Source organism: Shinella sp. (assembly GCF_035998705.1).
Classification (GTDB): Bacteria; Pseudomonadota; Alphaproteobacteria; order Rhizobiales; family Rhizobiaceae; genus Shinella.
On sequence record NZ_DASYHH010000033.1, the window covers coordinates 1 to 20,390 of the forward strand.

At 64.7% G+C, this 20,390-nt stretch carries 25 protein-coding genes and 1 tRNA gene; 12 read left to right on the plus strand and 14 right to left on the minus strand.

Features of this window, described 5'->3' with window-relative positions:
- Both VGN93_RS28230 and aat read left to right on the plus strand, forming a co-directional pair.
- A partial coding sequence (locus VGN93_RS28230) for an acetyl-CoA carboxylase biotin carboxylase subunit (protein ID WP_327510251.1) occupies positions 1 to 1,066 on the plus strand: 1,066 nt, incomplete at its 5' end.
- A 12-nt stretch (positions 1,067 to 1,078) separates the two neighbouring features.
- On the plus strand, positions 1,079 to 1,693 hold the full coding sequence (aat, locus tag VGN93_RS28235; RefSeq protein WP_327510252.1) for a leucyl/phenylalanyl-tRNA--protein transferase: 615 nt from the start codon (positions 1,079 to 1,081) through the stop codon (positions 1,691 to 1,693).
- 174 nt (positions 1,694 to 1,867) lie between these two features.
- Here the strand turns inward: aat and VGN93_RS28240 are convergent, their stop codons facing one another.
- The 4 genes from VGN93_RS28240 to gatB form a co-directional block, all read right to left on the minus strand.
- On the minus strand, positions 1,868 to 2,317 hold the full coding sequence (locus VGN93_RS28240) for a DUF2155 domain-containing protein (protein WP_319312150.1): 450 nt from the start codon (positions 2,315 to 2,317) through the stop codon (positions 1,868 to 1,870).
- Positions 2,318 to 2,393: 76 nt separating this feature from the next.
- Positions 2,394 to 2,792, minus strand: a complete 399-nt coding sequence (locus tag VGN93_RS28245; protein ID WP_327510253.1) for an NADH:ubiquinone oxidoreductase subunit NDUFA12 — start codon at positions 2,790 to 2,792, stop codon at positions 2,394 to 2,396.
- Between the two features lie 127 nt (positions 2,793 to 2,919).
- On the minus strand, positions 2,920 to 3,420 hold the full coding sequence (locus VGN93_RS28250; protein ID WP_319312146.1) for a GNAT family N-acetyltransferase: 501 nt from the start codon (positions 3,418 to 3,420) through the stop codon (positions 2,920 to 2,922).
- Positions 3,421 to 3,424: 4 nt separating this feature from the next.
- Positions 3,425 to 4,927: an Asp-tRNA(Asn)/Glu-tRNA(Gln) amidotransferase subunit GatB gene (gatB, locus tag VGN93_RS28255; RefSeq protein ID WP_327510254.1), complete on the minus strand. Its 1,503-nt coding sequence runs from the start codon at positions 4,925 to 4,927 to the stop codon at positions 3,425 to 3,427.
- A 131-nt stretch (positions 4,928 to 5,058) separates the two neighbouring features.
- On the opposite strand from gatB, the gene VGN93_RS28260 reads away from it, so the two are divergent.
- The 4 genes from VGN93_RS28260 to VGN93_RS28275 all read left to right on the plus strand — a co-directional run bounded on the left by VGN93_RS28260 (position 5,059) and on the right by VGN93_RS28275 (position 7,303).
- Complete coding sequence (locus VGN93_RS28260) at positions 5,059 to 5,364, plus strand: DUF1294 domain-containing protein (protein ID WP_327510255.1); 306 nt, start codon at positions 5,059 to 5,061, stop codon at positions 5,362 to 5,364.
- A 57-nt stretch (positions 5,365 to 5,421) separates the two neighbouring features.
- A complete protein-coding gene (locus VGN93_RS28265; protein ID WP_327510256.1) occupies positions 5,422 to 5,865 on the plus strand; it encodes an Rrf2 family transcriptional regulator in 444 nt (147 codons plus the stop codon).
- An 83-nt stretch (positions 5,866 to 5,948) separates the two neighbouring features.
- The gene (locus VGN93_RS28270) at positions 5,949 to 6,851 is read left to right on the plus strand and encodes an NAD(P)/FAD-dependent oxidoreductase (protein WP_327510257.1); all 903 of its coding nucleotides are present in this window, start codon (positions 5,949 to 5,951) and stop codon (positions 6,849 to 6,851) included.
- A 194-nt stretch (positions 6,852 to 7,045) separates the two neighbouring features.
- A complete protein-coding gene (locus tag VGN93_RS28275; RefSeq protein ID WP_327510258.1) occupies positions 7,046 to 7,303 on the plus strand; it encodes a YjhX family toxin in 258 nt (85 codons plus the stop codon).
- Between the two features lie 52 nt (positions 7,304 to 7,355).
- Here VGN93_RS28275 and VGN93_RS28280 read toward each other — a convergent pair whose 3' ends face one another.
- From VGN93_RS28280 to VGN93_RS28310, 7 genes are all read right to left on the minus strand, one after another.
- Complete coding sequence (locus tag VGN93_RS28280; protein WP_327510259.1) at positions 7,356 to 7,868, minus strand: GNAT family N-acetyltransferase; 513 nt, start codon at positions 7,866 to 7,868, stop codon at positions 7,356 to 7,358.
- Positions 7,869 to 7,986: 118 nt separating this feature from the next.
- The gene (locus VGN93_RS28285; RefSeq protein WP_327510260.1) at positions 7,987 to 9,132 is read right to left on the minus strand and encodes a slipin family protein; all 1,146 of its coding nucleotides are present in this window, start codon (positions 9,130 to 9,132) and stop codon (positions 7,987 to 7,989) included.
- Between the two features lie 438 nt (positions 9,133 to 9,570).
- Positions 9,571 to 9,644 (minus strand) — tRNA-OTHER (locus tag VGN93_RS28290).
- A 376-nt stretch (positions 9,645 to 10,020) separates the two neighbouring features.
- Positions 10,021 to 11,502: an Asp-tRNA(Asn)/Glu-tRNA(Gln) amidotransferase subunit GatA gene (gene gatA / locus VGN93_RS28295; RefSeq protein ID WP_327510261.1), complete on the minus strand. Its 1,482-nt coding sequence runs from the start codon at positions 11,500 to 11,502 to the stop codon at positions 10,021 to 10,023.
- 17 nt (positions 11,503 to 11,519) lie between these two features.
- Positions 11,520 to 11,984, minus strand: a complete 465-nt coding sequence (locus VGN93_RS28300) for a GNAT family N-acetyltransferase (protein ID WP_327510262.1) — start codon at positions 11,982 to 11,984, stop codon at positions 11,520 to 11,522.
- 3 nt (positions 11,985 to 11,987) lie between these two features.
- Positions 11,988 to 12,275: an Asp-tRNA(Asn)/Glu-tRNA(Gln) amidotransferase subunit GatC gene (gene gatC, locus VGN93_RS28305; RefSeq protein WP_327510263.1), complete on the minus strand. Its 288-nt coding sequence runs from the start codon at positions 12,273 to 12,275 to the stop codon at positions 11,988 to 11,990.
- A 103-nt stretch (positions 12,276 to 12,378) separates the two neighbouring features.
- Positions 12,379 to 13,083 carry a metal-dependent hydrolase gene (locus VGN93_RS28310; protein WP_327510264.1) on the minus strand — a complete coding sequence of 235 codons (705 nt, stop codon included), beginning with the start codon at positions 13,081 to 13,083 and terminating at the stop codon, positions 12,379 to 12,381.
- A gap of 113 nt (positions 13,084 to 13,196) precedes the next feature.
- Between VGN93_RS28310 and VGN93_RS28315 the strand changes: the two genes are divergently transcribed.
- A complete protein-coding gene (locus VGN93_RS28315; protein WP_319312124.1) occupies positions 13,197 to 13,493 on the plus strand; it encodes an alkylphosphonate utilization protein in 297 nt (98 codons plus the stop codon).
- Positions 13,494 to 13,506: 13 nt separating this feature from the next.
- Positions 13,507 to 13,992: a Holliday junction resolvase RuvX gene (gene ruvX / locus VGN93_RS28320; protein ID WP_327510265.1), complete on the plus strand. Its 486-nt coding sequence runs from the start codon at positions 13,507 to 13,509 to the stop codon at positions 13,990 to 13,992.
- Here ruvX and VGN93_RS28325 read toward each other — a convergent pair.
- On the minus strand, positions 13,938 to 14,264 hold the full coding sequence (locus VGN93_RS28325) for a DUF6105 family protein (RefSeq protein WP_319312120.1): 327 nt from the start codon (positions 14,262 to 14,264) through the stop codon (positions 13,938 to 13,940). The two genes, ruvX and VGN93_RS28325, sit on opposite strands and share 55 nt — an antisense overlap.
- Positions 14,261 to 14,392 carry a hypothetical protein gene (locus tag VGN93_RS28330; protein WP_256119034.1) on the minus strand — a complete coding sequence of 44 codons (132 nt, stop codon included), beginning with the start codon at positions 14,390 to 14,392 and terminating at the stop codon, positions 14,261 to 14,263. The genes VGN93_RS28325 and VGN93_RS28330 overlap by 4 nt, the downstream gene beginning before the upstream one ends.
- 208 nt (positions 14,393 to 14,600) lie before the next feature.
- On the opposite strand from VGN93_RS28330, the gene VGN93_RS28335 reads away from it, so the two are divergent.
- The gene (locus tag VGN93_RS28335) at positions 14,601 to 15,536 is read left to right on the plus strand and encodes an AEC family transporter (RefSeq protein WP_327510266.1); all 936 of its coding nucleotides are present in this window, start codon (positions 14,601 to 14,603) and stop codon (positions 15,534 to 15,536) included.
- Here VGN93_RS28335 and VGN93_RS28340 read toward each other — a convergent pair.
- Positions 15,518 to 17,170 (minus strand): acyl-CoA dehydrogenase family protein, encoded by a 1,653-nt coding sequence (locus tag VGN93_RS28340; protein WP_327510267.1) that lies wholly within the window; start codon positions 17,168 to 17,170, stop codon positions 15,518 to 15,520. The genes VGN93_RS28335 and VGN93_RS28340 overlap by 19 nt on opposite strands.
- Before the next feature lie 171 nt (positions 17,171 to 17,341).
- Between VGN93_RS28340 and VGN93_RS28345 the strand changes: the two genes are divergently transcribed.
- The 3 genes from VGN93_RS28345 (at position 17,342) to plsY (ending at position 20,390) form a co-directional block, all read left to right on the plus strand.
- Positions 17,342 to 18,283: an aspartate carbamoyltransferase catalytic subunit gene (locus VGN93_RS28345; RefSeq protein WP_327510268.1), complete on the plus strand. Its 942-nt coding sequence runs from the start codon at positions 17,342 to 17,344 to the stop codon at positions 18,281 to 18,283.
- Positions 18,280 to 19,572 (plus strand): dihydroorotase, encoded by a 1,293-nt coding sequence (locus VGN93_RS28350; protein WP_327510269.1) that lies wholly within the window; start codon positions 18,280 to 18,282, stop codon positions 19,570 to 19,572. The genes VGN93_RS28345 and VGN93_RS28350 overlap by 4 nt, the downstream gene beginning before the upstream one ends.
- A gap of 203 nt (positions 19,573 to 19,775) precedes the next feature.
- Entirely contained in the window at positions 19,776 to 20,390 is a 615-nt protein-coding gene (plsY, locus tag VGN93_RS28355; RefSeq protein ID WP_327510270.1) for a glycerol-3-phosphate 1-O-acyltransferase PlsY, read from the plus strand.

Sequence of the window (20,390 nt, forward strand, 5' to 3'; positions counted from 1 at the left end):
TCTCGACGCGCATGGCATCACCTTCATCGGCCCGACGGCGGAGCACATCCGCATCATGGGCGACAAGATCACCGCCAAGAAGACGGCGCAGGAACTCGGCATCCCGGTCGTTCCGGGCTCCGAAGGCGAGGTGAAGCCGGAGAACGCGCTGGAAATCGCCCGCCAGATCGGCTTTCCCGTGCTGATCAAGGCAACCGCCGGCGGCGGCGGCCGCGGCATGAAGGTCGCCAAGAACGAGGCCGATCTCGAGGAAGCCGTCTCGACGGCCCGTTCCGAGGCGCTCGCCGCCTTCGGCAACGATGCCGTCTACATGGAAAAATACCTCGGCAAGCCGCGCCATATCGAAATCCAGGTCGTCGGCGATGGCATGGGCAATGCGGTGCATCTGGGTGAACGCGACTGCTCCTTGCAGCGCCGCCACCAGAAGGTCTGGGAAGAGGCGAATTCCCCGGCCCTCAATGTCGAGCAGCGCATGAAGATTGGCCAGATCTGCGCCGACGCCATGATGAAGCTGAAATATCGCGGCGCCGGCACGGTCGAGTTCCTCTACGAGAACGGCGAGTTCTATTTTATCGAAATGAACACCCGCCTTCAGGTGGAGCATCCGATCACCGAAGCGATCACCGGCATCGACCTCGTGCACGAGCAGATCCGCGTCGCCTCGGGTGCCGGCCTCTCGGTGCGCCAGGAAGACATCGTCTTCTCCGGCCACGCCATCGAGTGCCGCATCAACGCCGAAGACCCGCGCACCTTCGTGCCCTCGCCGGGCACGATCACGCATTTCCATGCACCGGGCGGCCTTGGCGTGCGCGTCGATTCGGGCGCCTATCAGGGCTACAGGATCCCGCCCTACTACGACAGCCTGATCGGCAAGCTCATCGTGCACGGCCGCACCCGCGTCGAATGCATGATGCGCCTGCGCCGCGTGCTCGACGAGTTCGTCATCGACGGCATCAAGACGACGCTGCCGCTGTTCCAGGACCTGATCGGCAACCAGGACATCGCCAACGGCGATTACGACATCCATTGGCTGGAGAATTATCTGGCCGACAAGACCGACGCCTGAGGGGCGTCGGTTATGGCAGGGCGTCGCGGACGGCACCCGGAAATCACGCCGGAACTGCTTTTGCGCGCCTATTCCATCGGGCTCTTCCCGATGGCCGATTCGGCGGACGACCCGGAGCTCTTCTGGGTCGAGCCGGACATGCGGGGCGTCATCCCGCTGGATGATTTCCACGTCTCGCGCAGCCTTGCGAAAACCATCCGCAAGAACCCCTTCGACATCCGCTTCGACACCGCCTTCGACGCGGTGATGGCCGCCTGCGCCGAAGCCGCTCCGGACCGCCCCTCCACCTGGATCAATGCAAAAATTCGCTCGCTCTACGGAACGCTGCACCGCATGGGGCATGCGCATTCGGTCGAGGCTTGGGAGGGCGGCCGCCTCATCGGCGGGCTCTACGGCGTCTCGCTGGGCGCGGCCTTCTTTGGCGAGAGCATGTTCTCCCGCCGCACCGACGCCTCAAAGATCTGCCTCGTGCATCTCGTGGAGCGGCTCAAGGCCCGCGGCTTCCGCCTGCTCGACACGCAGTTCACCACCGAGCACCTGAAGTCATTCGGGGCGATCGACGTGCCGAAGACCGAATACGAGGACATGCTGGCAAACGCGCTTGCGTCACCCCATCTGCCGTTTTGAGGGATGAGTCGCGTTTGCGGTGGTGGATCCTCGGGTCAAGCCCGAGGATGACGGAAGAGAAGCAGGACAAATATAGAACACTGACGCATGCCGCACCGTTTGACGGAGGCCGGCCGCACTCCCTCCCCTCCGTCATCCTCGGGCTTGACCCGAGGATCCACCCAAACGCAGCCTTTACTCGGCCTTCGTCTCGGCGTCTTCCGGCGGCGGTACGTCGGACTTGGCCTTGCACTCGATGAGCCAGACGTCATAGACGGGGTGCTCGACGGCGTTGAGGCCGGGGCTGTCGGCGAACATCCAGCCGGTGAAGATGCGGCGGATCTTGCGGTCGAGCGTGATTTCGTCGACTTCGACGAAGGTGGTGACCTTCTGCGCCTCGGTATCGTCGCGGCTGTAGCAGACTTTCGGCGTCACCTGCAGCGCACCGAACTGCACCGTCTCGCCGATATAGACGTCGAAATTGGTGATGCGGCCGGTGATCTTGTCGATGCCGGAGAAGACGGCGACTGGGTTTTCCACCCGCGCGGCCTGGGACAGGACGGGGGTCGCGACGACGGCGACGGCCGCAAGCGCGACCGAAACGAACCGCCGTCCGGCGTTTGCCCGAAAAAACCCGAATGTCATGAATGCCGTCTCCTGCGATCTGCACCGGTTTTCGCCGGTCGCTTCGAGCTACCGGCGAATTGTGGCCAAATCGGTATCAGTTGCCCGGCGTCCAGGCGTCGTAGTCGCCCGTCACGCGCGGACGCTCGCCGGCCACGGCAATCGAGCCCGGCGGGCGATAGGCCTGCGCGCTGCCGGTGCCGTTCGGGCGGTGCCCCTTCTGCCATTCACGCGGCTTGTAGTCCTCGTCGGCGGGCGAAACGTCGGTGCGGTGGTGCATCCAGCCGTGCCAGCCCGGCGGAATGGCGGAGGCATCGGCATAACCGTTATAGATCACCCAGCGGCGCGTGCGGCCTTCGGAATCCTTGGCCGTGCCCTGATAGTAGACATTGCCCAATTCGTCTTCGCCGACCTTGGTGCCGAAGCGCCAGGTGTGAAAACGGGTGCCGATCGTCTGACCGTTCCACCAGGTGAAAATCTGCGTGAGGAGCTTCATGGGCAGGCATCCTTGGCAGGGCCATGCCTGGAGCGCGGCCCGCGACTGAATATTCTTCCGCTTATGGCGCGCGGGCGCCGGAATGTCCAGCGATTCCCGCGCCTTCGCACACGCCTTTTCGCCGCACTCAGCCGCCGAGCGGCTTCTCGTAGACATGCAGCGGCACGCCGGAAACGTCGTCCGCCGTGTGCTTGGCCTCGCCGACCTTGACGAAGCCATGTGCGGCATAGAAGGCCACCGCCGCGTCGTTGCGCGGATCGACTTCCAGCAGCATGGCATTGGCATCGGGAAAGCAGGTTTCGAGTTCGGCGAACATGTCGCGGCCGATGCCCTGGCGCTGGTAACGCGGCAATACATAGAGCTGGTGCAGGAGAACCGTCTTCGGCCGCTCCTTCCACATGGCGGCATAGCCCATGCCGGCAAGCTCCTTGCCGTTGTCGGCCACGACGAATTCCGCGTCCTTGCGCTCCAGCCGGCTTTTCAGCGCCGGCACGGCATGCCAGCGCGCGGTGATCTGGCTTACCTTGTCGGCACCGTAGAGGGCGTCATAGGTCGCGTGCCAGGTCTCGCCCAATAGCGCGCTGACCTTTGCAAGATCGCTCTCGGAAGCCGTGCGGACGAAGAACACGGGATCAGTCCTCCAGGCCGAGCTTGGCCTTGACGAGCGCCTGCACGGCTTGCGGGTTGGCCTTGCCGCCCGTCGCCTTCATCACCTGACCGACGAACCAGCCGGCAAGCGTCGGCTTGGCCAGAACCTTGGCCACCTGGTCCGGGTTGGCGGCGATGATCTCGTCGACGGCCTTCTCGATGGCGCCGGTGTCGGTCACCTGCTTCATGCCGCGCGTCTCGACGATGTCGGCCGGGTTGCCGCCCTCGGTCCAGACGATCTCGAACAGGTCCTTGGCGATCTTGCCGGAGATCGTGCCGTCCTTGATGAGATCGATGATGCCGCCGAGCTGATCGGGCGAAACCGGAGTCTCTTCAATGGCTTTGCCGTCCTTGTTCAAGGCGCCCAGCAGGTCGTTGATGACCCAGTTGGCGGCAATCTTGCCGTCGCGGCCGGCGGCCACGGCCTCGTAATAATCGGCGATCGCCTTTTCCGAGACGAGCACCGAGGCGTCGTAGACCGAGAGGCCCAGATCCTTGACGAAACGGATCTTCTTGTCGTCCGGCAGTTCCGGCAAGTCGGCCAGAAGTTTGCCGACGAATTCGTTGTCGAACTCCAGCGGCAGCAGGTCCGGATCGGGGAAGTAGCGGTAGTCGTGCGCGTCTTCCTTCGAGCGCATGGAGCGCGTCTCGCCCTTGCCGGGATCGAAGAGACGGGTTTCCTGGTCGATCGAGCCGCCATCCTCGAGAATGCCGATCTGGCGGCGGGCTTCGTATTCGATCGCCTGGCCGATGAAGCGAATGGAGTTGACGTTCTTGATCTCGCAGCGCGTGCCGAACCCTTCGCCCGGACGGCGCACGGAAACGTTGACGTCGGCGCGCATGGAGCCCTCGTCCATGTTGCCGTCACAGGTGCCGAGATAGCGCACGATGGAGCGCAGCTTCGTCATATAGGCCTTGGCCTCGTCGGACGAGCGCATGTCCGGCTTGGAGACGATCTCCATCAGCGCCACGCCCGAACGGTTGAGGTCGACATAGGACATGGTCGGATGCTGGTCGTGCATCGACTTGCCGGCATCCTGCTCCAGGTGCAGACGCTCGATACCGATCTCGATATCCTCGAAGTTGCCCTGGCGGTCGGGGCCGAGCGAGATGACGATCTTGCCCTCGCCGACGATCGGGTCCTTGAACTGCGAGATCTGGTAGCCCTGCGGCAGGTCGGGATAGAAGTAGTTCTTGCGGTCGAAGATCGAGCGGTGGTTGATCTGCGCCTTGAGGCCGAGGCCGGTGCGCACGGCCTGGCGCACGCATTCCTCGTTGATGACGGGCAGCATGCCGGGCATGGCGGCGTCGACGAGCGAAACGTTGGCATTCGGCGCCTTGCCGAACTCGGTGGAGGCGCCGGAGAACAGCTTGGAATTCGAGAGAACCTGCGCGTGCACCTCCATGCCGATAATGACTTCCCAATCGCCGGTGGCGCCGGGAATGAAGCGTTTCGGATCGGGGGTGCGGACGTCGACGAGGGTCATGGCAGGCTCTTGGCTGGGGTGTCTTCGATTGCTGTCTCGGTAGAACATATGGGGAGGCCGCGCAAGGTTTTCAGCGGGTGCGGCGCGCCGTCGTTAGCCAGACCGCAAGGATGATCGGCTAAAGACAGGCGATGAGCACGGCAACAACGCTTCTGATCATTTTCCTTCTCGTCAACGTCGTGACGTTCTGCGTCTTCTGGTGGGACAAGGAGGCCGCGCGGGATGGCCATTGGCGCGTTTCCGAAGCGCGGCTGCTGCAATTCGCGCTCATCGGCGGCAGCCTCGGCGCCTTTGCCGCGCAACGGTTGCTGCGGCACAAGACGCGCAAGGAGCCGTTTCGCACGCAGTTGATGGCGATCCTGATCCTGCACGCGGTGTTGATCCCGACGGCGCTGATCTTCGGCCCTTCCCTGTACCAGATGTTGCATGCCGGCTGATATCTCGCTCGCCAGCATGTGTTGACAGGCTGCACGTTTCGTAACTATTATTGTTACATGAAAAGAAACAGCCGCCTGTCCGCCGTGCTTCACGCACTCATGCACATGGCCGAGCGCGAAACGCCGATGACCTCGGACGATCTCGCGCTCTGCCTCGACACCAATGCCGTCGTCGTGCGGCGCACCATGGCCGGGCTTCGCGATGCCGGCATCGTGCAATCCGGCCGCGGCCATGGCGGCGGCTGGCACTTTGCCAAGCCGCTTGCCGAGATCTCGCTGCTCGACATCTACAATGCGCTTGGCGAGCCGATCGTCTTCCAGATCGGCCCGGCGACGGAAATGCCGGGCTGCGTGGTCGAGCAATCCGTCAACCGGGTGATCGGCGATGCGCTGAAGGATGCGGAAGCAATCCTGATGGCGCGGTTTTCCGGCACGACGCTTGCCGATCTCGCCGCCGACTTTCGGATGGCGGTAAAACAGTGCCGGGCCGATACGGGCTGACGGCAGCCAATTCCAAAGACCCGCATCGAACGACCGGCACCCGCCGGGCGAACGATGCCGCTTGTTCCATGAAAGGATCCACCATGACCGAAGATGCCATCATCATCGGCGGGGGCTTTGCCGGCCTTTCCGCTGCCATGCAGCTCGCCCGCGCCCGCCGCCGCATCACCATTCTCGACACCGGCGAACCGCGCAACCGCTTCTCGCCGCATTCGCACGGTTTTCTCGCGCAGGATGGCCGGCCGGGGGGCGATATTCTGGCCGACGCCCGCCGCCAGCTTGCCGTCTACGAGACCGTGACTTTCCGCGATGCGCCGGCCGAAAAGCTGGAGGGCGAGATCGACGGCTTTTCCATCCTTACCGGCGATGGCGGGCGGATCGACGCCCGGCGCGTGCTGCTCGCCACCGGCTTCGAAGACCAGCTGCCGGATGTGCCCGGTCTTGCCGAGCGCTGGGGCAAGACGGTGCTGCATTGCCCCTATTGCCACGGCTATGAGGTCGGCGGCGGTCCGGTCGGCGTGCTCGCCCGCACGGCGGATGCGGCGCGCTTCGCGACGCTCGTCGCCGATTGGGGCGGCGTGACGCTCTTCACCAACGGGACGCCGGAGCCGGACGATGCAACCCTCGCCTTGCTGGAACAGCGCGCCGTGAAACTGCGGCCGGGCCGCGTCACGGCAATCGCGGACGGACCGAACGGCACGCTCTCCGTCGAGACCGGGCTGGGCATTCCGACGCTGGTCAAGGCGCTCTTCGTCATGCCGGAAGCGCGGGTGCGTAGCGCGATCCCGAAAGATCGCGGCCTCACGCTGAAGGAGACGCCGGTCGGCAAGATCATCCAGACTGACGAGACCGGCCAGACGTCGCTCCCCGGGCTTTATGCCGCCGGCGACATCGCGCTCGGCCCGGCGAATATCTCGATTGCCGCCGCCGATGGCGTGAAGACCGGCGTCATGCTGCACCATTCGCTGATCTGGTCGGCGCATTGACGTTCGCGGCCGTCCCGGTTATTTCGGGACATCCGTGAATGGAGTTTTGATGTCCAACTCGTCTGAGACCTGCTGAGGACCCTGCCCGCTCACCAATGCGCGCAGGGTCGGAAAAAACGATGAACCCTGCCACCTGACCGGTGGCGGAACGTTTTTTCGCGTTCATTCGAACGCCAGACGGATTTCTCAAGACAATGGACATTTCCCGCGCCGAACAGCGCATTCTCCACCTGCTCGCCCAGGGCGGCCGGATCGACATCGAAAAAGACGAAAACCGGAAGATCGTAACGGTCGCCTGCATCACGCGGGACGGCTGGCGCGCCAGCGGGCTCGATATCGCGCTCTTCCGCAAGCTGAAGCGCCGGCGCAGCATCGCCTCCTCCGGCGGCAGGCCCTACCGCATCACGCAGCGCGGGCTGGAGCTGGTGCGCTCGCAACTGGACAATCAATAACAAGGGCGGGCAATAGAAAGACGGGAGGCGCGGCGAAAGCCCCGCCTCCCCCTCAAAACCCGTCCGGCCCATAGCCGATCGGCGCATCCTCGACGAGCTGCCGGCGCAGGCCGATCGATTCCACATCCCTGTCGAGGCGCTCGGAATAATCGACGGAAAGCCAGCTGACGGAATAGCCATGCTTCTGGAAGAACCCCACGGCCGCCGTGTTGCGCGCATGGGTCTGGAGCCGTGCGGCCTCGAAGTCGGCGGCGACGATTTCCGCCTCCATGACGGCAAGCAATGCCGCGCCGACACCCTTTTTCTGATGGGGCGGATCGACCCAGAGGTCGGTGATCTCGTCGTCGAGGGATTCGCGCGAGGCCCAGCCGGCAAGCCCGCCGTCGAATTCGGCCACGCTCACCCGCAGCCAGTGCTGGCCGAGAAACTGCTGGAAGGCATTGCGGGCATGGTCGCGCCGCACCTGTAGATCGGCGACACCGACGACAGCCTGTTCCCAGGCCCGGACGCCGATTTCGACGATGGCCAAAACATCCTCTTCACGGGCATTGCGAACGGTGATCATGTCGCCATCAAAGCACTGCACCCCGCCCTTGGCGAGAGAGCCGAAGGTCTATCCACGGAGATGATGGGGAGCGTTGTCGCAAAACGGAACCGCCCGGCCTTGCCGGCCGGGCGATCCCTTACTTGTCGCGGAGCTGGACGATATCGTTCATCAGGCCCGCCGTCCCGTTGTGGATGGTCAGGCGCTCCACCTTTCCGGCGATGGCTTCGAGCGCTTCGAGCTCCTTCAGCCGCAGCATGACCGGGTTTTCCGCCATCACCTTGGCCGTGTTGAGCAGCGAACGGGTGGCGTTCGTTTCCTCGCGGCGGCGGATGATGTTGGCTTCGGCCTGCTTTTCCGCAGCGACGACCTGGTTGAGGAGATCGCGCATCTCGCCCGGCAGGATCACGTCCTTGAGCTCGATGGCCGAGACCTCGATCCCGATCGCCGCCATGTCGGCGCGCACCTTCTCGGCAGCCTCCGCATTGACCGTCACCTTGCGCTCAAGGATCTGGTCGAGCGTCAGCGTGCCGAGCGTCTGGCGGAAGGCGAACTGCAATGCGCGGTATAGGGCATCGGCAAAGTCCTTCACCTCCGAGACCGCCTTCAGCGGGTCGGCGACGCGGTATTCGGCGGAAATGTTCACCCGGATCGTGACCTTGTCCCGGGTGAGCAGTTCCTGACCGGTCACGTCGAGCGACTGGCGCTTCAGGTCGACCACGCGCACCTGGATCGTCTTGCCGACATTCCAGAAGGCGTGCGCGCCCGGCTCCAGCATGCGCTGGTGCGTCCCGTCGACGAAGAGCAGACCGACCTGACCGTCGTTGACGACGAAGGCCGTCGTCAGCTCCGTGCGGCGGGCGCGCGTCAGCCGGCGCATCAGCTCCGGATCGATGTCGAGCCGATCCTTGAGATCGACGCGCGTCTCGGTCCACGGCCCTGCCGCATTCCACACCACGAGCTTCTGGTTCGGCGCCAGCACCGCAAAGAGCTCGCCGTCGCGTTCGACCACCGTCATCTCGCGGCTGCCGGTCCGCAAGACCGTCAGTTCACGGCGTGCCACCTCCGGGAGCGTATCGAACAACGGCTTCTCGTAGGCGGAAGCGAAGGCCGGGCGGTTGACGTCGTGGCGCTCCAGCTCGAGCATGCCGCGGCGGTTCGGCAGGGCGTGTTCACCCGGTCCGAAAATGCCGAGCACCTCTCCCCTGTAGAGGGCGAGCACGCGTTCGTTGGCCTTCACGAGGACGCGCTGGCGCCCCAAAATCATATCGAGAAACGTCGTCATTGGTCTTGCTCCTTCGGGTCATACGCTACGTCACGAACCGATCTTCCTTTCGTTGATGATGTCGTTTGGCATCGGCAAGTTGTCTTGTCAGTTCCCTGAGAAACCCTGATCGCCCGGGGAACCCGCGGGCGGGGCATGCGAACAGTGATCCGAGGACCGGATGGCGGCCATCGGCGGTGGGCTTTCGGGAGAGGACCGCGCGGCCTTTCGGCGGGCTCGGGAGCGTCACGCTCCCTCGCTGGCCGGAAGGCGGCTTGGCCGTCACCGCGAACCGGACCGCAAACGTCCGGCGTCGGGCTTTCCGGGTTACCCCGGTCCGCCGTCCGCAGTCCGGTCCCCGGACCGGATATCGAGACAGCTTGGAAGGCTGTTTGGAGAAGGATTCGAACCTTCCACAGTCAGAGTAACAGTCTGATGCTCTACCACTGAGCTATCCAATGGAGCAGACAACGGGAATCGAACCCGCGACCTCCGGAGGAATGTCCGGCGCTCTACCGCTGAGCTAGGTCCGCAAACCAGTCTTCATGGTGCGGCATCCGTACACGACGACGGCAGGGCCGCCTCGCGCGGGAGGAGCGTGAAACTCCATCCGTTGACATCCGCACCGGCTGAACGACCGGGAGGGCGCGTTTATTCTCGACTTGTGCGGGGATCAAGCGAAAAAGGCGCAGGCACGCCTCTCGTAACGGCAGGTGTTGCCGTTACGACACGTTTTGGACGATGAAAGCGGTGCCTAGGGCTGCCCCTCACCCTAACCCTCTCCCCGCAAGCGGGAAGCGGGGACGTGGCCTGCGATCGGGTTGAGGTTAGGGAAAACGGCGCGGCATATCCCTTCTCCCCGCCTGCGGGGAGAAGGTCGCGGCAGCGGGATGAGGGGCTATTTGCCCCTTACCACCATTTGTTCGGCGAAAACCGGCCGGCGGCCTGTTCGATGACATGGGCGGTCTTGAAGAGGATGTCCTCCTCGAAGGGCTTGCCGATGAGCTGGAGGCTGAGGGGCAGGCCCTTGTGGTCGAGACCGGCGGGTACGGAGAGGCCCGGCAGGCCGGCCATGTTCACCGTGACGGTAAAAATGTCCTGGAGATACATCTTCACCGGATCGGACGCGAGGTCCTCGTCGGCGATGCCGAAGGCCGAGGAAGGGGTGGCGGGGGTGAGGATCGCGTCGACGCCGGCGTTGAAGGCGAGTTCGAAGTCGCGCTTGATCAGCGTGCGCACCTTCTGGGCCTGGAGATAATAGGCGTCGTAGTAGCCGGCGGAGAGAACGTAGGTGCCGATCATGATGCGGCGCTTGACCTCGGTGCCGAAGCCGGCCGCGCGCGTCTTCTCGTACATGTCGACGATGTCCTTGCCGTCGACGCGCAGGCCGTAGCGCACGCCGTCGTAGCGGGCGAGGTTCGACGAGGCTTCCGCAGGCGCCACGATGTAATAGGCCGGAAGGGCATATTTCGTGTGCGGCAGGGAAATGTCGACGATCTCGGCGCCGGCATCCTTCAGCCAGGCGATGCCCTGCTGCCAGAGCGCTTCGATTTCCTCCGGCATGCCGTCGACGCGGTATTCGCGCGGGATGCCGATGCGCATGCCCTTCAGCGACTGGCCAAGCGCGGCTTCGTAATCCGGCACCGGCAGATCGACGGAGGTCGTGTCCTTGGCGTCAACGCTGGCCATGGACTTGAGCAGGATCGCAGCGTCGCGCACGTCGCGGGCGATCGGACCTGCCTGGTCGAGCGACGAGGCGAAGGCGACGATGCCCCAGCGCGAGCAGCGGCCATAGGTCGGCTTGATGCCGACGGTGCCGGTGAAGGCGGCGGGCTGGCGGATCGAGCCGCCGGTATCCGTCGCGGTAGCACCGGCGCACAGGAACGCGGCGACGGCTGCGGCCGAACCGCCCGACGAGCCGCCGGGCACGAGATCGAGGTTGGAGCCCGTGGCGCGCCACGGGTTCTTGACCGGGCCGTAATAAGAGGACTCGTTGGAGGAGCCCATGGCGAACTCGTCCATGTTCAGCTTGCCGAGCATGACGGCGCCGTCGTTCCAGAGGTTCTGGGTGACGGTCGATTCGTATTTCGGCTGGAAACCGTCGAGGATGTGGCTGCAGGCCTGGGTGTGTACGCCTTCGGTGGCGAACAGGTCCTTGATGCCGAGCGGGATGCCTTCCAGCGCGCCGGCCTTGCCTTCGGCGATGCGGGTGTCGGAGGCCTTGGCCATTGCACGCGCCTTGTCCGGCGTGACGGCGACATAGGCGTTGATCGCCGGGTTCGCCGCCTCGATCGCGCCGAGATAGGCGTCCGTAAGCTCGACGGCGGTGATCTCCTTGGCGCCGAGCTTTTCGCGGGCTTCGGCAATGGTCAGGCGGGTCAGATCGGTCATGGTGCGGTCACTTCGGGTCAGGCAGCGAGAAGCTGCTTTTGGTAAAATACGGAAAACGGTGAAGCCGGATAGTCGAGCACGGGGCCGCAGCGGGTAAAGCCGGCCTTCTCGTAGATCGCCCAGGCCGCCGGGTGCTGGTCGCCGGTTTCGAGCACGAGCGTCTTCAGCTCCTCCCGCTCGGCGACGCTAAGGATTTCGCCGAGGATGCGCCGGCCGATGCCCTGCCCCTGCCAGGCCGGCCGGGTGAACATGCGCTTCACCTCGCCCGTGGTCTCGGAATGGCGCTTCAGCGCGCCGCAACCGACGACGGTGTCGCCGTCGCGGGCGATCCAGACCGTCACGGTCGGCTCGGCCATCTGCTCGACGGTGAGGTGGTAGCAGGCCTCCGGCGGCGACAGCGCGAGCAGGATCGTGTTCAGCTCCGCGATCAGCGTGCGAACCTCATCCGTGAGCGGGCTTTCGACGGCGATGGTGACGGTCAAGGATTACTCCACAACCTTCGGAACCTGGAAGAAATTGCGGTCGGTGGCCGGCGCGTTGGCGACGATGTCATCGGCCTTGCTGCCGTCGTTGACGATATCTTCGCGCTTGCGCATCACCATCGGCGTGACCGAGGTCATCGGCTCGACGCCCTCGACATTCACCTCGGAAAGCTGCTCGACGAAGCCGAGGATGCCGTTCAATTCGCCCGTCATGCGGTTTGCCTCTTCCTCGCTGACGGCGATGCGGGCAAGGCGCGCGACGCGCTTCACGGTGGCTAGATCTACGGACATGGTAAGCTCCGGTGGGATTTTCCTACCCGCTATAATGACCAAGCCCAAGGGGCGCAACGGGGGAATGGCCCCTTCCACGCCCCCTCGCCCGTTTTCCGGCGGCTCAGCGCGAGACGACGCTGCCGACGCCCGGCACCTCGATCTTCGCCGATGCACCGTCCATCGCCTGCACGAAGAGGTCAGCCGTCTGGTCGATGATGCCGAAGGAGCCGTAGTGGCAGGGAATGACGGTGTCGAACTTGAAGAAGCGCTGGCAGGCGAGAGCCGCCACGGCACCGCCCATGGTGAAACGGTCGCCGATCGGCACGAGGCCGATTTCCGGCTGGTGCAGTTCCTGGATCAGCGCCATGTCGGAGAAGATGTCCGTGTCGCCCATATGGTAGAGCGTCGGATCGTTCTCGAAATGCAGGACGAGGCCGTTGGCGCTGCCGAGCGAATGGGAAACGCCGTCCTCGGTGATCTGCGCGGAGGAGTGCAGCGCATTGACGAAGGTGGTGGAAAAACCGTCGAAATGCACGGTGCCGCCGGTATTGCCCATTTCGAGCTTTTCGACGCCCTTCTTGCCGAGCCAGGCGGCAAGATCGGCATTTGCCAGCACCGTCGCGCCGGTTTCCCGGGCGATCTGGATGGTGTCGCCGACATGGTCGCCGTGGCCGTGGGTGAGCAGCACATGGGTGAGGCCGGCCACGGCGTCCTTGCGGGTCGATTCGTCGAAGGCGGGATTGCCGGTGAAGAACGGGTCGATGAGGATCTTGGCTTTCGCCGTTTCGATGCGGAAGGCGGAATGGCCGAGCCAGGTAATCTTCATGGAGGGTCTCCTGTTTGAATGCTTGCGGAATATAGGCCCGGCGATTGTCGTTTCCATCCGCCGCGCGATCGTTATAAGCGTGACTTTCCCAAATGTCCTCACAAGGAGCCACCATGGCCGACGACGATTATATCTATGACGAAGCGACAGGCGAATGGCGCCCGGCATCGGAGATCGCGGCGGAGAAGGCGGCGGGCAATGTGGTGCGCGATGCCAGCGGCACCGTGCTTGCCGATGGCGATTCGGTCGTGCTGATCAAGGACCTCAAGGTGAAGGGCGCCGGGCAGACGCTGAAACAGGGCACCGTCATCAAGACGATCCGCCTCACCGAAAACCCCGAAGAGATCGACTGCCGGCACGATGCCATCAAAGGCCTGGTGCTGCGCACCGAATTCGTCCGCAAGCGCTGAGAAGGGTCTGGCCATGGCGACGCTGACACTGGAGGAACTGGCCGGCATTCTCGCCCCCGGCCAGCCGATCGCCGGCCTCGACCTCGGCACCAAGACCATCGGCCTTTCGGTTTCGGATATCGGCCGTCGGCTCGCAACGCCGCGGCAGGTTTTGAAACGCGTGAAATTCACCCAGGATGCCGAGGTGCTGCTGGCTTTCGCCGCCAAGGAGAAGGTCGTCGCCTTCGTCATCGGCCTGCCGGTGAACATGGACGGCAGCGCCGGCCCGCGCGTCCAGGCGACGCGCGCCTTCGTGCGCTCGATGGCGGACAAGACCGACATTCCCTTCGTCTACTGGGACGAGCGGCTGTCGACGGTGGCGGCGGAGCGCACGCTGATCGAGATGGATGTGTCGCGCAAGAAGCGGGCCGAACGCATCGATTCGGCCGCCGCCTCCTTCATCCTTCAGGGCGCGCTGGACAGGCTTTCGTCGCTGGCAAGGGCATCCGAAGACGACTGACGGCGGGCCTGCCACCAGGCCCGGATCTGCTTGCGGCGGCGGAAGGCGATGAGGCCGAGCACCAGGAAACTGTCGAAGATGATGGCGCGCAGCACGAGCGGCGGCAGGTCTTCCGGCGGAATGCCGAGAATGTGGCCGTAGATCTGGAACACCAGGTCATGCGCATCGCGCGTCAGCATGAAGACGCCGAAATTCATGTCGTAGTAGGAGAGCCCGTACCAGCTGCCCAGAAGCGCGATCGGACCGGCCCACAGGAACAGGAACCACTTCATGCCGCCCTCCTCTTCATCACGAGAAGGTCGCCGGCCGCGAAGATGATCTCGCTCACCGCCACGCCCGCGACAAGCACGAGAAGCGGCACGGCAATATCCACCGCCACGAAGCAAAACAGGGTCGTCATGACCGAAATCCGGGCCGTTCTGGCCATACTCAGCACTCGCTCACATGGTTAACACCAGGTAAACGCCACCTTCACCGGTTAACCCTGATCGCGCAATGTAAACCCTTCGTTAAGGTTAATATCCACATGGCCGCTCGCCGGCCCGAGCCTTGCCAGACCCGCCAAGGCATGGAATGAGCGGGGATCATTCCTCTGCCGATCCGGTTCCATGCTCGCCATCTTCGAAAGCATCCTCCCCGTCTTCCTGCTCGTCGTGCTGGGAACGCTGCTCAAGCGCTGGCGGCTGATCGACCGCGACATGTGGAACGGGCTCGAGCAGCTCGGCTTCTTCGTGCTGTTCCCCTGCCTCCTGTTCACGACGCTTGCCAATGCGGAGTTTTCCGGCATTGCCGCCGGCAGCGTGGCGCTCGGCTCGATCGGCTCGGTGACGCTCATCGCGGGCCTTCTGGCGCTTTGCTGGCCGCTCTTTCGCGCGGCGAACGTCTCGGGGCCGGCCTACACCTCGGTCTTCCAGACGTCGACGCGCTGGAACGCCTTCATCGCGCTGGCGATCGCCGAAAAGCTCTATGGCCCGCAAAGCCTCGCGCTCGTCGCGCTGGTGGCGACGCTGATCATCATCCCGATCAATTTCTACAATATCGGTGTTCTCGTCTGGTTCGGCGGCGGCACGCGCAGCCTGAAAACCTTCCTGCACAAGATCGTCACCAATCCCATGATCATCGGCTCCGTGCTCGGTGTCGCCGTCAATCTCGCGGGTATCCGGATCTACGACCCGCTGATGCAGGCGGCCGAACAGGTCGCGGACGCCTCGCTCAGCCTCGGTCTCATCATGGTCGGCGCCGGGCTGAAGCTCGTCGATGCGCTGAGGCCGCGCCCGCTGGCAATGCTGCCGGTGGTGCTGAAGCTGATCTTCATGCCGCTGGTCATGACCTGGGCCGCCTATGCGCTCGGCATGCGCGGCGAGCCGCTGTTGACGATCGCCATGGGTGCCAGCGTACCCACCGCGATGAACGGCTATGTGCTGGCAAAACAGATGGGTGGCGACGCGCCGCTCTACGCCGCCGTCGCGACGCTCCAGACGATCGCGTCCTTCTTCACCATTCCGATGGTGCTGGCGGCGACGGCCTATCTCGCCGGCGGATAGAGCAGGTCGACGATATAGGCCGAATCGAAGCGCGAATCGAGCATGCCGTAGGTCGAGCGCCAGCCGGAGGCGAGGCGCGTTTCCAGGAACGCATCGGCAATGCGACCGGCACCGGCGCGGTAGAATTCGGCGGCCGCCGAGGCGAGCGCCAACTGCTCGACCAGCATGCGGGCGGCGCCCTCGTCGCGCTCGCAGAGCGACAATGCCGCGCGCAGCACGTCCACCGTCTTCTTGCCGGCCGAGCCGAGGTCGCGGGCAAGCCCGGCGAAGAGCATCTCGAACAGGTCCCTGCCCCGGCCGATGACGCGCATCAGGTCGAGCGCCATGACATTGCCGGACCCTTCCCAGATCGCGTTGACCGGCGCCTCGCGGTAGTGCCGCGCGATCGGGCGCTCCTCGACATAGCCGCTGCCGCCGATGCACTCCATCGCCTCGTAGATCAGCGCGGGCGCGATCTTGCAGCACCAGTATTTCGTCACCGGCGTCATGATGCGGGCATAGGCGGCGTCTTCGGCGCTGTCGCGTGCCTTGTCGAAAGCTTCGGCAAGGCGCAGCGAGAGCGCAGTCGCGGCGGCAACGTCGAGCGCCATGTCGGCGAGCACGCGGGTCATGATCGGCTGGGCGACGAGCGGCTTGCCGAAGACCTGACGGCCGCGGGTGTGGTGTACGGCTTCAGCCAGCGAAGCGCGCATGACGCCGGACGAGGCCAGCGCGCAGTCGAGCCGGGTCAGCGTCACCATGTCGAGGATGGTGCGGATGCCGGCATCGGGCGTGCCGAGCAGGAACCCGAAGGTTTCGGAGAACTCGACCTCGGAGGAGGCATTGGAGCGGTTGCCGATCTTGTTCTTCAGGCGCTGGAAGCGCAGGCCGTTGGTGGAGCCATCCTCCAGCAGGCGCGGCACGAGGAAGCAGCCGACGCCCTCGCGGGTCTGCGCCAGCATCACAAAACCGTCGCTCATCGGCGCGGACATGAACCACTTGTGGCCCGTCAGCCGGTAGATGCCCTCGCCGAGGCGTTCGGCCGTCGAGGTGTTGGCGCGCACATCCGTGCCGCCCTGCTTTTCCGTCATGCCCATGCCGATGGTGACGGCGGTCTTCTGCATGGCGGGCTTGTTGGTCGAATCGTATTTGCGCGACAGGATCTTTCGGCCCCATTCGCGCTGCACCTGCGGCGAGGTGGAGAGCGCTGCGACCGAGGCGCTGGTCATCGTCAACGGGCAGAGATGGCCGCATTCGAGCTGGGCCGTCAGGTAGAAGCGCACGGCGCGCGCCCGGTGCGCCCGGCCCTGCTCGTCCGGCACGTTTTCCCACAGCGAGGAATGCAGGCCCGTCGCCATGGAGCGGCGCATCAGGGCGTGCCAGGCCGGGTGGAAATCGACGACATCCAGACGCTCGCCGCGTGGCCCGTGCGTGCGCAGTTGCGGCGGGCTCTCGTTCGCCATGCGCGCGAGTTCCTGCGCTTCCGGCGAGGTCACATAGCGGCCGATCGTGTCGAACTCGTCGCGCAAGCCCTTCGGCATCGCGTCCGTGGCGTCGACCAGGAGCGGGTCGGAACGATAGGCATTGATGCCCGACCAGAGCGGCGGCTGGTTGAGATCGGCGAATTTCTGTTCGGTGCGGGTGTCGCGAGTCATGAGCGGGTTCTAGCCCAAGTCGCGGCGGGGCGAAACGGGGCGTTGCGCGCTGCGGCACTTGCGCCCTCACAAAAGCGTGGGAATGCACGAAAGGCGCGTGTCGCCGCCTTGCCGCGACGGAACCTACACTCTATAGACCCCGCATATCCACGACAGTTGAGGCGGAGTTTTATGGACTTCTTTCCGCATCGCCACCTTCTCGGCATCAAGGGTTTGACCGAGCAGGACATTACCCTGCTGCTCGACCGCGCCGACGAGGCGGTCAAGATCTCCCGGCAGCGGGAGAAGAAAACGTCGACGCTGCGCGGCCTGACGCAGATCAATCTGTTCTTCGAAGCCTCCACCCGCACGCAGGCCTCCTTCGAGCTCGCCGGCAAGCGCCTCGGCGCCGACGTGATGAACATGTCCGTCGGCAATTCATCGGTGAAAAAGGGCGAAACGCTGATCGACACGGCGATGACGCTGAACGCCATGCATCCGGACGTGCTGGTGGTGCGCCATTCCTCCGCCGGTGCGGCAGCGCTGCTGGCGCAAAAAGTCTCCTGCGCGGTGGTCAATGCCGGCGACGGCCAGCACGAGCATCCGACACAGGCGTTGCTCGACGCGCTGACCATCCGCCGCGCCAAGGGCAAGCTTTCGCGCATCATCGTGGCGATCTGCGGCGACGTGCTGCATTCGCGTGTCGCCCGCTCCAATATCCTGCTGCTCAACGCCATGGGCGCGCGCGTGCGCGTCGTCGCCCCCGCCACGCTGCTGCCTTCGGGCATCGCCGACATGGGCGCCGAGGTCTACCACTCCATGGCGGAAGGCCTGAAGGATGCCGACGTCGTGATGATGCTGCGCCTGCAGCGCGAGCGCATGTCCGGCGCCTTCGTGCCGTCGGTGCGGGAATATTTCCACTATTACGGCCTTGATGCGGAAAAGCTGAAGGCGGCGAAGGACGATGCGCTCGTCATGCATCCCGGCCCGATGAACCGCGGCGTCGAGATCGCCTCGGAGATTGCCGACGGGCCGCAGAGCGTCATCGAGCAGCAGGTCGAGATGGGCGTCGCCGTGCGCATGGCCGTGATGGAAATGCTTCTTCTTTCGCAAAACCAGGGACCCCGCGCATGAGCCGCACGACCGTCCTCAAGAACCTCCGCATCCTCGACCCCTCGCGCAACGTCGATGAAAACGGCTCGATCGTGATCGTCAACGGCAAGATCGCCGGGATCGGCAGCGGCGCGCAGAACCAGGGCGCGCCGGACGGTGCCGAGATCGTCGACGGCAAGGGCCTGATCGCCGCTCCCGGCCTCGTCGATGCCCGCGTCTTCGTGGGCGAACCGGGTGGCGAACACCGCGAGACGATCGAATCGGCGTCGCGTGCGGCAGCCGCAGGCGGTGTGACGACCTTCATCACCATGCCGGACACCGATCCGGTGATCGACGATATCGCACTGGTCGAATTCGTGCTGAAGAACGCCCGCGACAAGGCGATCGTCAACATCCACCCGGCTGCCGCCCTCACCAAGGGGCTGAAGGGCGAGGAGATGACGGAGTTCGGCCTGCTCCAGGCCGCCGGCGCCGTCGCCTTCACCAATGGCCGCAACCCGATGCACAATGCCCAGGTGCTGCGCCGCGCCATGACCTATGCCCGCGAATTCGGCGGCGTCATCGCGCTCGAAACCCGCGACAAATATCTCGGCGCCGGCGGCGTCATGAACGAGGGGCTGCTCGCAAGCTGGCTCGGCCTTTCGGGAAGCCCGCGCGAGGCGGAACTGATCCCGCTCGAACGGGACCTGCGCATCGCCGGCCTGACGCGCGGCGCCTACCATGCCGCGCAGATTTCGGTGCCGGAATCGGCGGAGGCCGTGAAGATCGCCCGCGAGCGCGGCGCGAACGTCACCTGCGGCATCTCGATCAACCACCTGACGCTGAACGAGAACGACATCGGCGAATACCGCACCTTCTTCAAGCTCTCGCCGCCGTTGCGCGGTGAGGACGATCGCAAGGCCATGGTCGATGCGCTTGCCCGGGGCGAGATCGACATCATCGTCTCCTCGCACGATCCGCAGGACGTCGATACCAAGCGCCTGCCCTTTGCCGATGCGGAAGATGGCGCGATCGGGCTTGAAACCATGCTGGCGGCGGCGCTGCGGCTGCATCACAGCGGCGAAGTCCCGCTGATGCGGCTGATCGATGCGCTCTCGACGCGCCCGGCAAAGATCTTCGGCCTCGATGCCGGGACGCTCGCACCGGGGGCGCGCGCCGATATCGTGCTGATCGACCTGGACGAGCCCTGGCTTGCCACCAAGGACACCTTCGTCTCGCGTTCGAAGAACACGCCTTTCGAAGATGCCCGCTTTACGGGGCGCGCGGTTAGCACCTATGTTGCCGGCAAACGGGTGCATTCGCTGGGCTGAAAGGGACGTCGGTCTTTCGGGTGTGGGTCCTCGGGTCAAGCCCGAGGATGACGGAGGGGAGGAAATGTCGGCAAGCCCACCAATCGGTGCGGCATGCGGCAGCGTTCCTCAAGGTCTTCCCACCTTCCTTCTTTCGTCATCCTCGGGCTCGACCCGCGGATCCACGGCCACGGAATGCAGACAATCGGAATGGGGGAGCAAACATGTCCGACATCTTTACCTGGCAGCTCGGCGCCTTGGCGACGCTTGCCGCGCTTGCCTTCGGCTATCTTCTCGGCTCCATTCCGTTCGGCCTGATCCTCACCCGCATGGCGGGGCTCGGCGACGTGCGCCAGATCGGCTCCGGCAATATCGGCGCGACCAACGTCTTGCGCACCGGCAACAAGAAACTCGCCGCCGCAACCCTGCTGCTCGATGCGCTGAAGGGCACGGCGGCTGCCGCCATTGCCTCGCGCTGGGGGCTGGATGCCGGCATCGCCGCGGGCTTTGCCGCCTTCCTCGGCCACCTCTTCCCCGTCTGGCTCGGCTTCAAGGGGGGCAAGGGTGTGGCGACCTATGTCGGCCTCCTGCTCGGCCTCGTGCCGGTCATGCTCGCCGTCTTCGCCGCCGTGTGGATCGGGCTTGCCTATCTCACCCGTTATTCTTCGCTCTCTGCCCTAGTTGCAACCGCGGTATCTCCGGTTGTATTGTGGTTTCTCGGTCACGAGAAGGTGGCGCTGCTCTTTCTCGTGCTCACCATCATCACATGGTGGAAACACCGGGCCAATATCAGCCGCCTGATGAGCGGCACGGAAAGCAAGATCGGCAGCAAGGGATAG

What these genes read in the sequence shown, in the direction of transcription:
- VGN93_RS28315 (WP_319312124.1), top strand. Translation starts at nt 13,197, where the DNA reads ATGGCCGACGACGATTATATCTATGACGAAGCGACAGGCGAATGGCGC.
- VGN93_RS28310 (WP_327510264.1), bottom strand. Translation starts at nt 13,083, where the DNA reads ATGAAGATTACCTGGCTCGGCCATTCCGCCTTCCGCATCGAAACGGCG.
- VGN93_RS28335 (WP_327510266.1), top strand. Translation starts at nt 14,601, where the DNA reads ATGCTCGCCATCTTCGAAAGCATCCTCCCCGTCTTCCTGCTCGTCGTG.
- gatB (WP_327510254.1), bottom strand. Translation starts at nt 4,927, where the DNA reads ATGACCCTCGTCGACGTCCGCACCCCCGATCCGAAACGCTTCATTCCC.
- VGN93_RS28340 (WP_327510267.1), bottom strand. Translation starts at nt 17,170, where the DNA reads ATGACTCGCGACACCCGCACCGAACAGAAATTCGCCGATCTCAACCAG.
- VGN93_RS28240 (WP_319312150.1), bottom strand. Translation starts at nt 2,317, where the DNA reads ATGACATTCGGGTTTTTTCGGGCAAACGCCGGACGGCGGTTCGTTTCG.
- VGN93_RS28350 (WP_327510269.1), top strand. Translation starts at nt 18,280, where the DNA reads ATGAGCCGCACGACCGTCCTCAAGAACCTCCGCATCCTCGACCCCTCG.
- ruvX (WP_327510265.1), top strand. Translation starts at nt 13,507, where the DNA reads ATGGCGACGCTGACACTGGAGGAACTGGCCGGCATTCTCGCCCCCGGC.
- VGN93_RS28275 (WP_327510258.1), top strand. Translation starts at nt 7,046, where the DNA reads ATGGACATTTCCCGCGCCGAACAGCGCATTCTCCACCTGCTCGCCCAG.
- plsY (WP_327510270.1), top strand. Translation starts at nt 19,776, where the DNA reads ATGTCCGACATCTTTACCTGGCAGCTCGGCGCCTTGGCGACGCTTGCC.
- gatC (WP_327510263.1), bottom strand. Translation starts at nt 12,275, where the DNA reads ATGTCCGTAGATCTAGCCACCGTGAAGCGCGTCGCGCGCCTTGCCCGC.
- VGN93_RS28270 (WP_327510257.1), top strand. Translation starts at nt 5,949, where the DNA reads ATGACCGAAGATGCCATCATCATCGGCGGGGGCTTTGCCGGCCTTTCC.
- VGN93_RS28260 (WP_327510255.1), top strand. Translation starts at nt 5,059, where the DNA reads ATGAGCACGGCAACAACGCTTCTGATCATTTTCCTTCTCGTCAACGTC.
- VGN93_RS28265 (WP_327510256.1), top strand. Translation starts at nt 5,422, where the DNA reads ATGAAAAGAAACAGCCGCCTGTCCGCCGTGCTTCACGCACTCATGCAC.
- aat (WP_327510252.1), top strand. Translation starts at nt 1,079, where the DNA reads ATGGCAGGGCGTCGCGGACGGCACCCGGAAATCACGCCGGAACTGCTT.
- VGN93_RS28325 (WP_319312120.1), bottom strand. Translation starts at nt 14,264, where the DNA reads ATGAAGTGGTTCCTGTTCCTGTGGGCCGGTCCGATCGCGCTTCTGGGC.
- gatA (WP_327510261.1), bottom strand. Translation starts at nt 11,502, where the DNA reads ATGACCGATCTGACCCGCCTGACCATTGCCGAAGCCCGCGAAAAGCTC.
- VGN93_RS28330 (WP_256119034.1), bottom strand. Translation starts at nt 14,392, where the DNA reads ATGACGACCCTGTTTTGCTTCGTGGCGGTGGATATTGCCGTGCCGCTT.
- VGN93_RS28285 (WP_327510260.1), bottom strand. Translation starts at nt 9,132, where the DNA reads ATGACGACGTTTCTCGATATGATTTTGGGGCGCCAGCGCGTCCTCGTG.
- VGN93_RS28280 (WP_327510259.1), bottom strand. Translation starts at nt 7,868, where the DNA reads ATGATCACCGTTCGCAATGCCCGTGAAGAGGATGTTTTGGCCATCGTC.
- VGN93_RS28245 (WP_327510253.1), bottom strand. Translation starts at nt 2,792, where the DNA reads ATGAAGCTCCTCACGCAGATTTTCACCTGGTGGAACGGTCAGACGATC.
- VGN93_RS28345 (WP_327510268.1), top strand. Translation starts at nt 17,342, where the DNA reads ATGGACTTCTTTCCGCATCGCCACCTTCTCGGCATCAAGGGTTTGACC.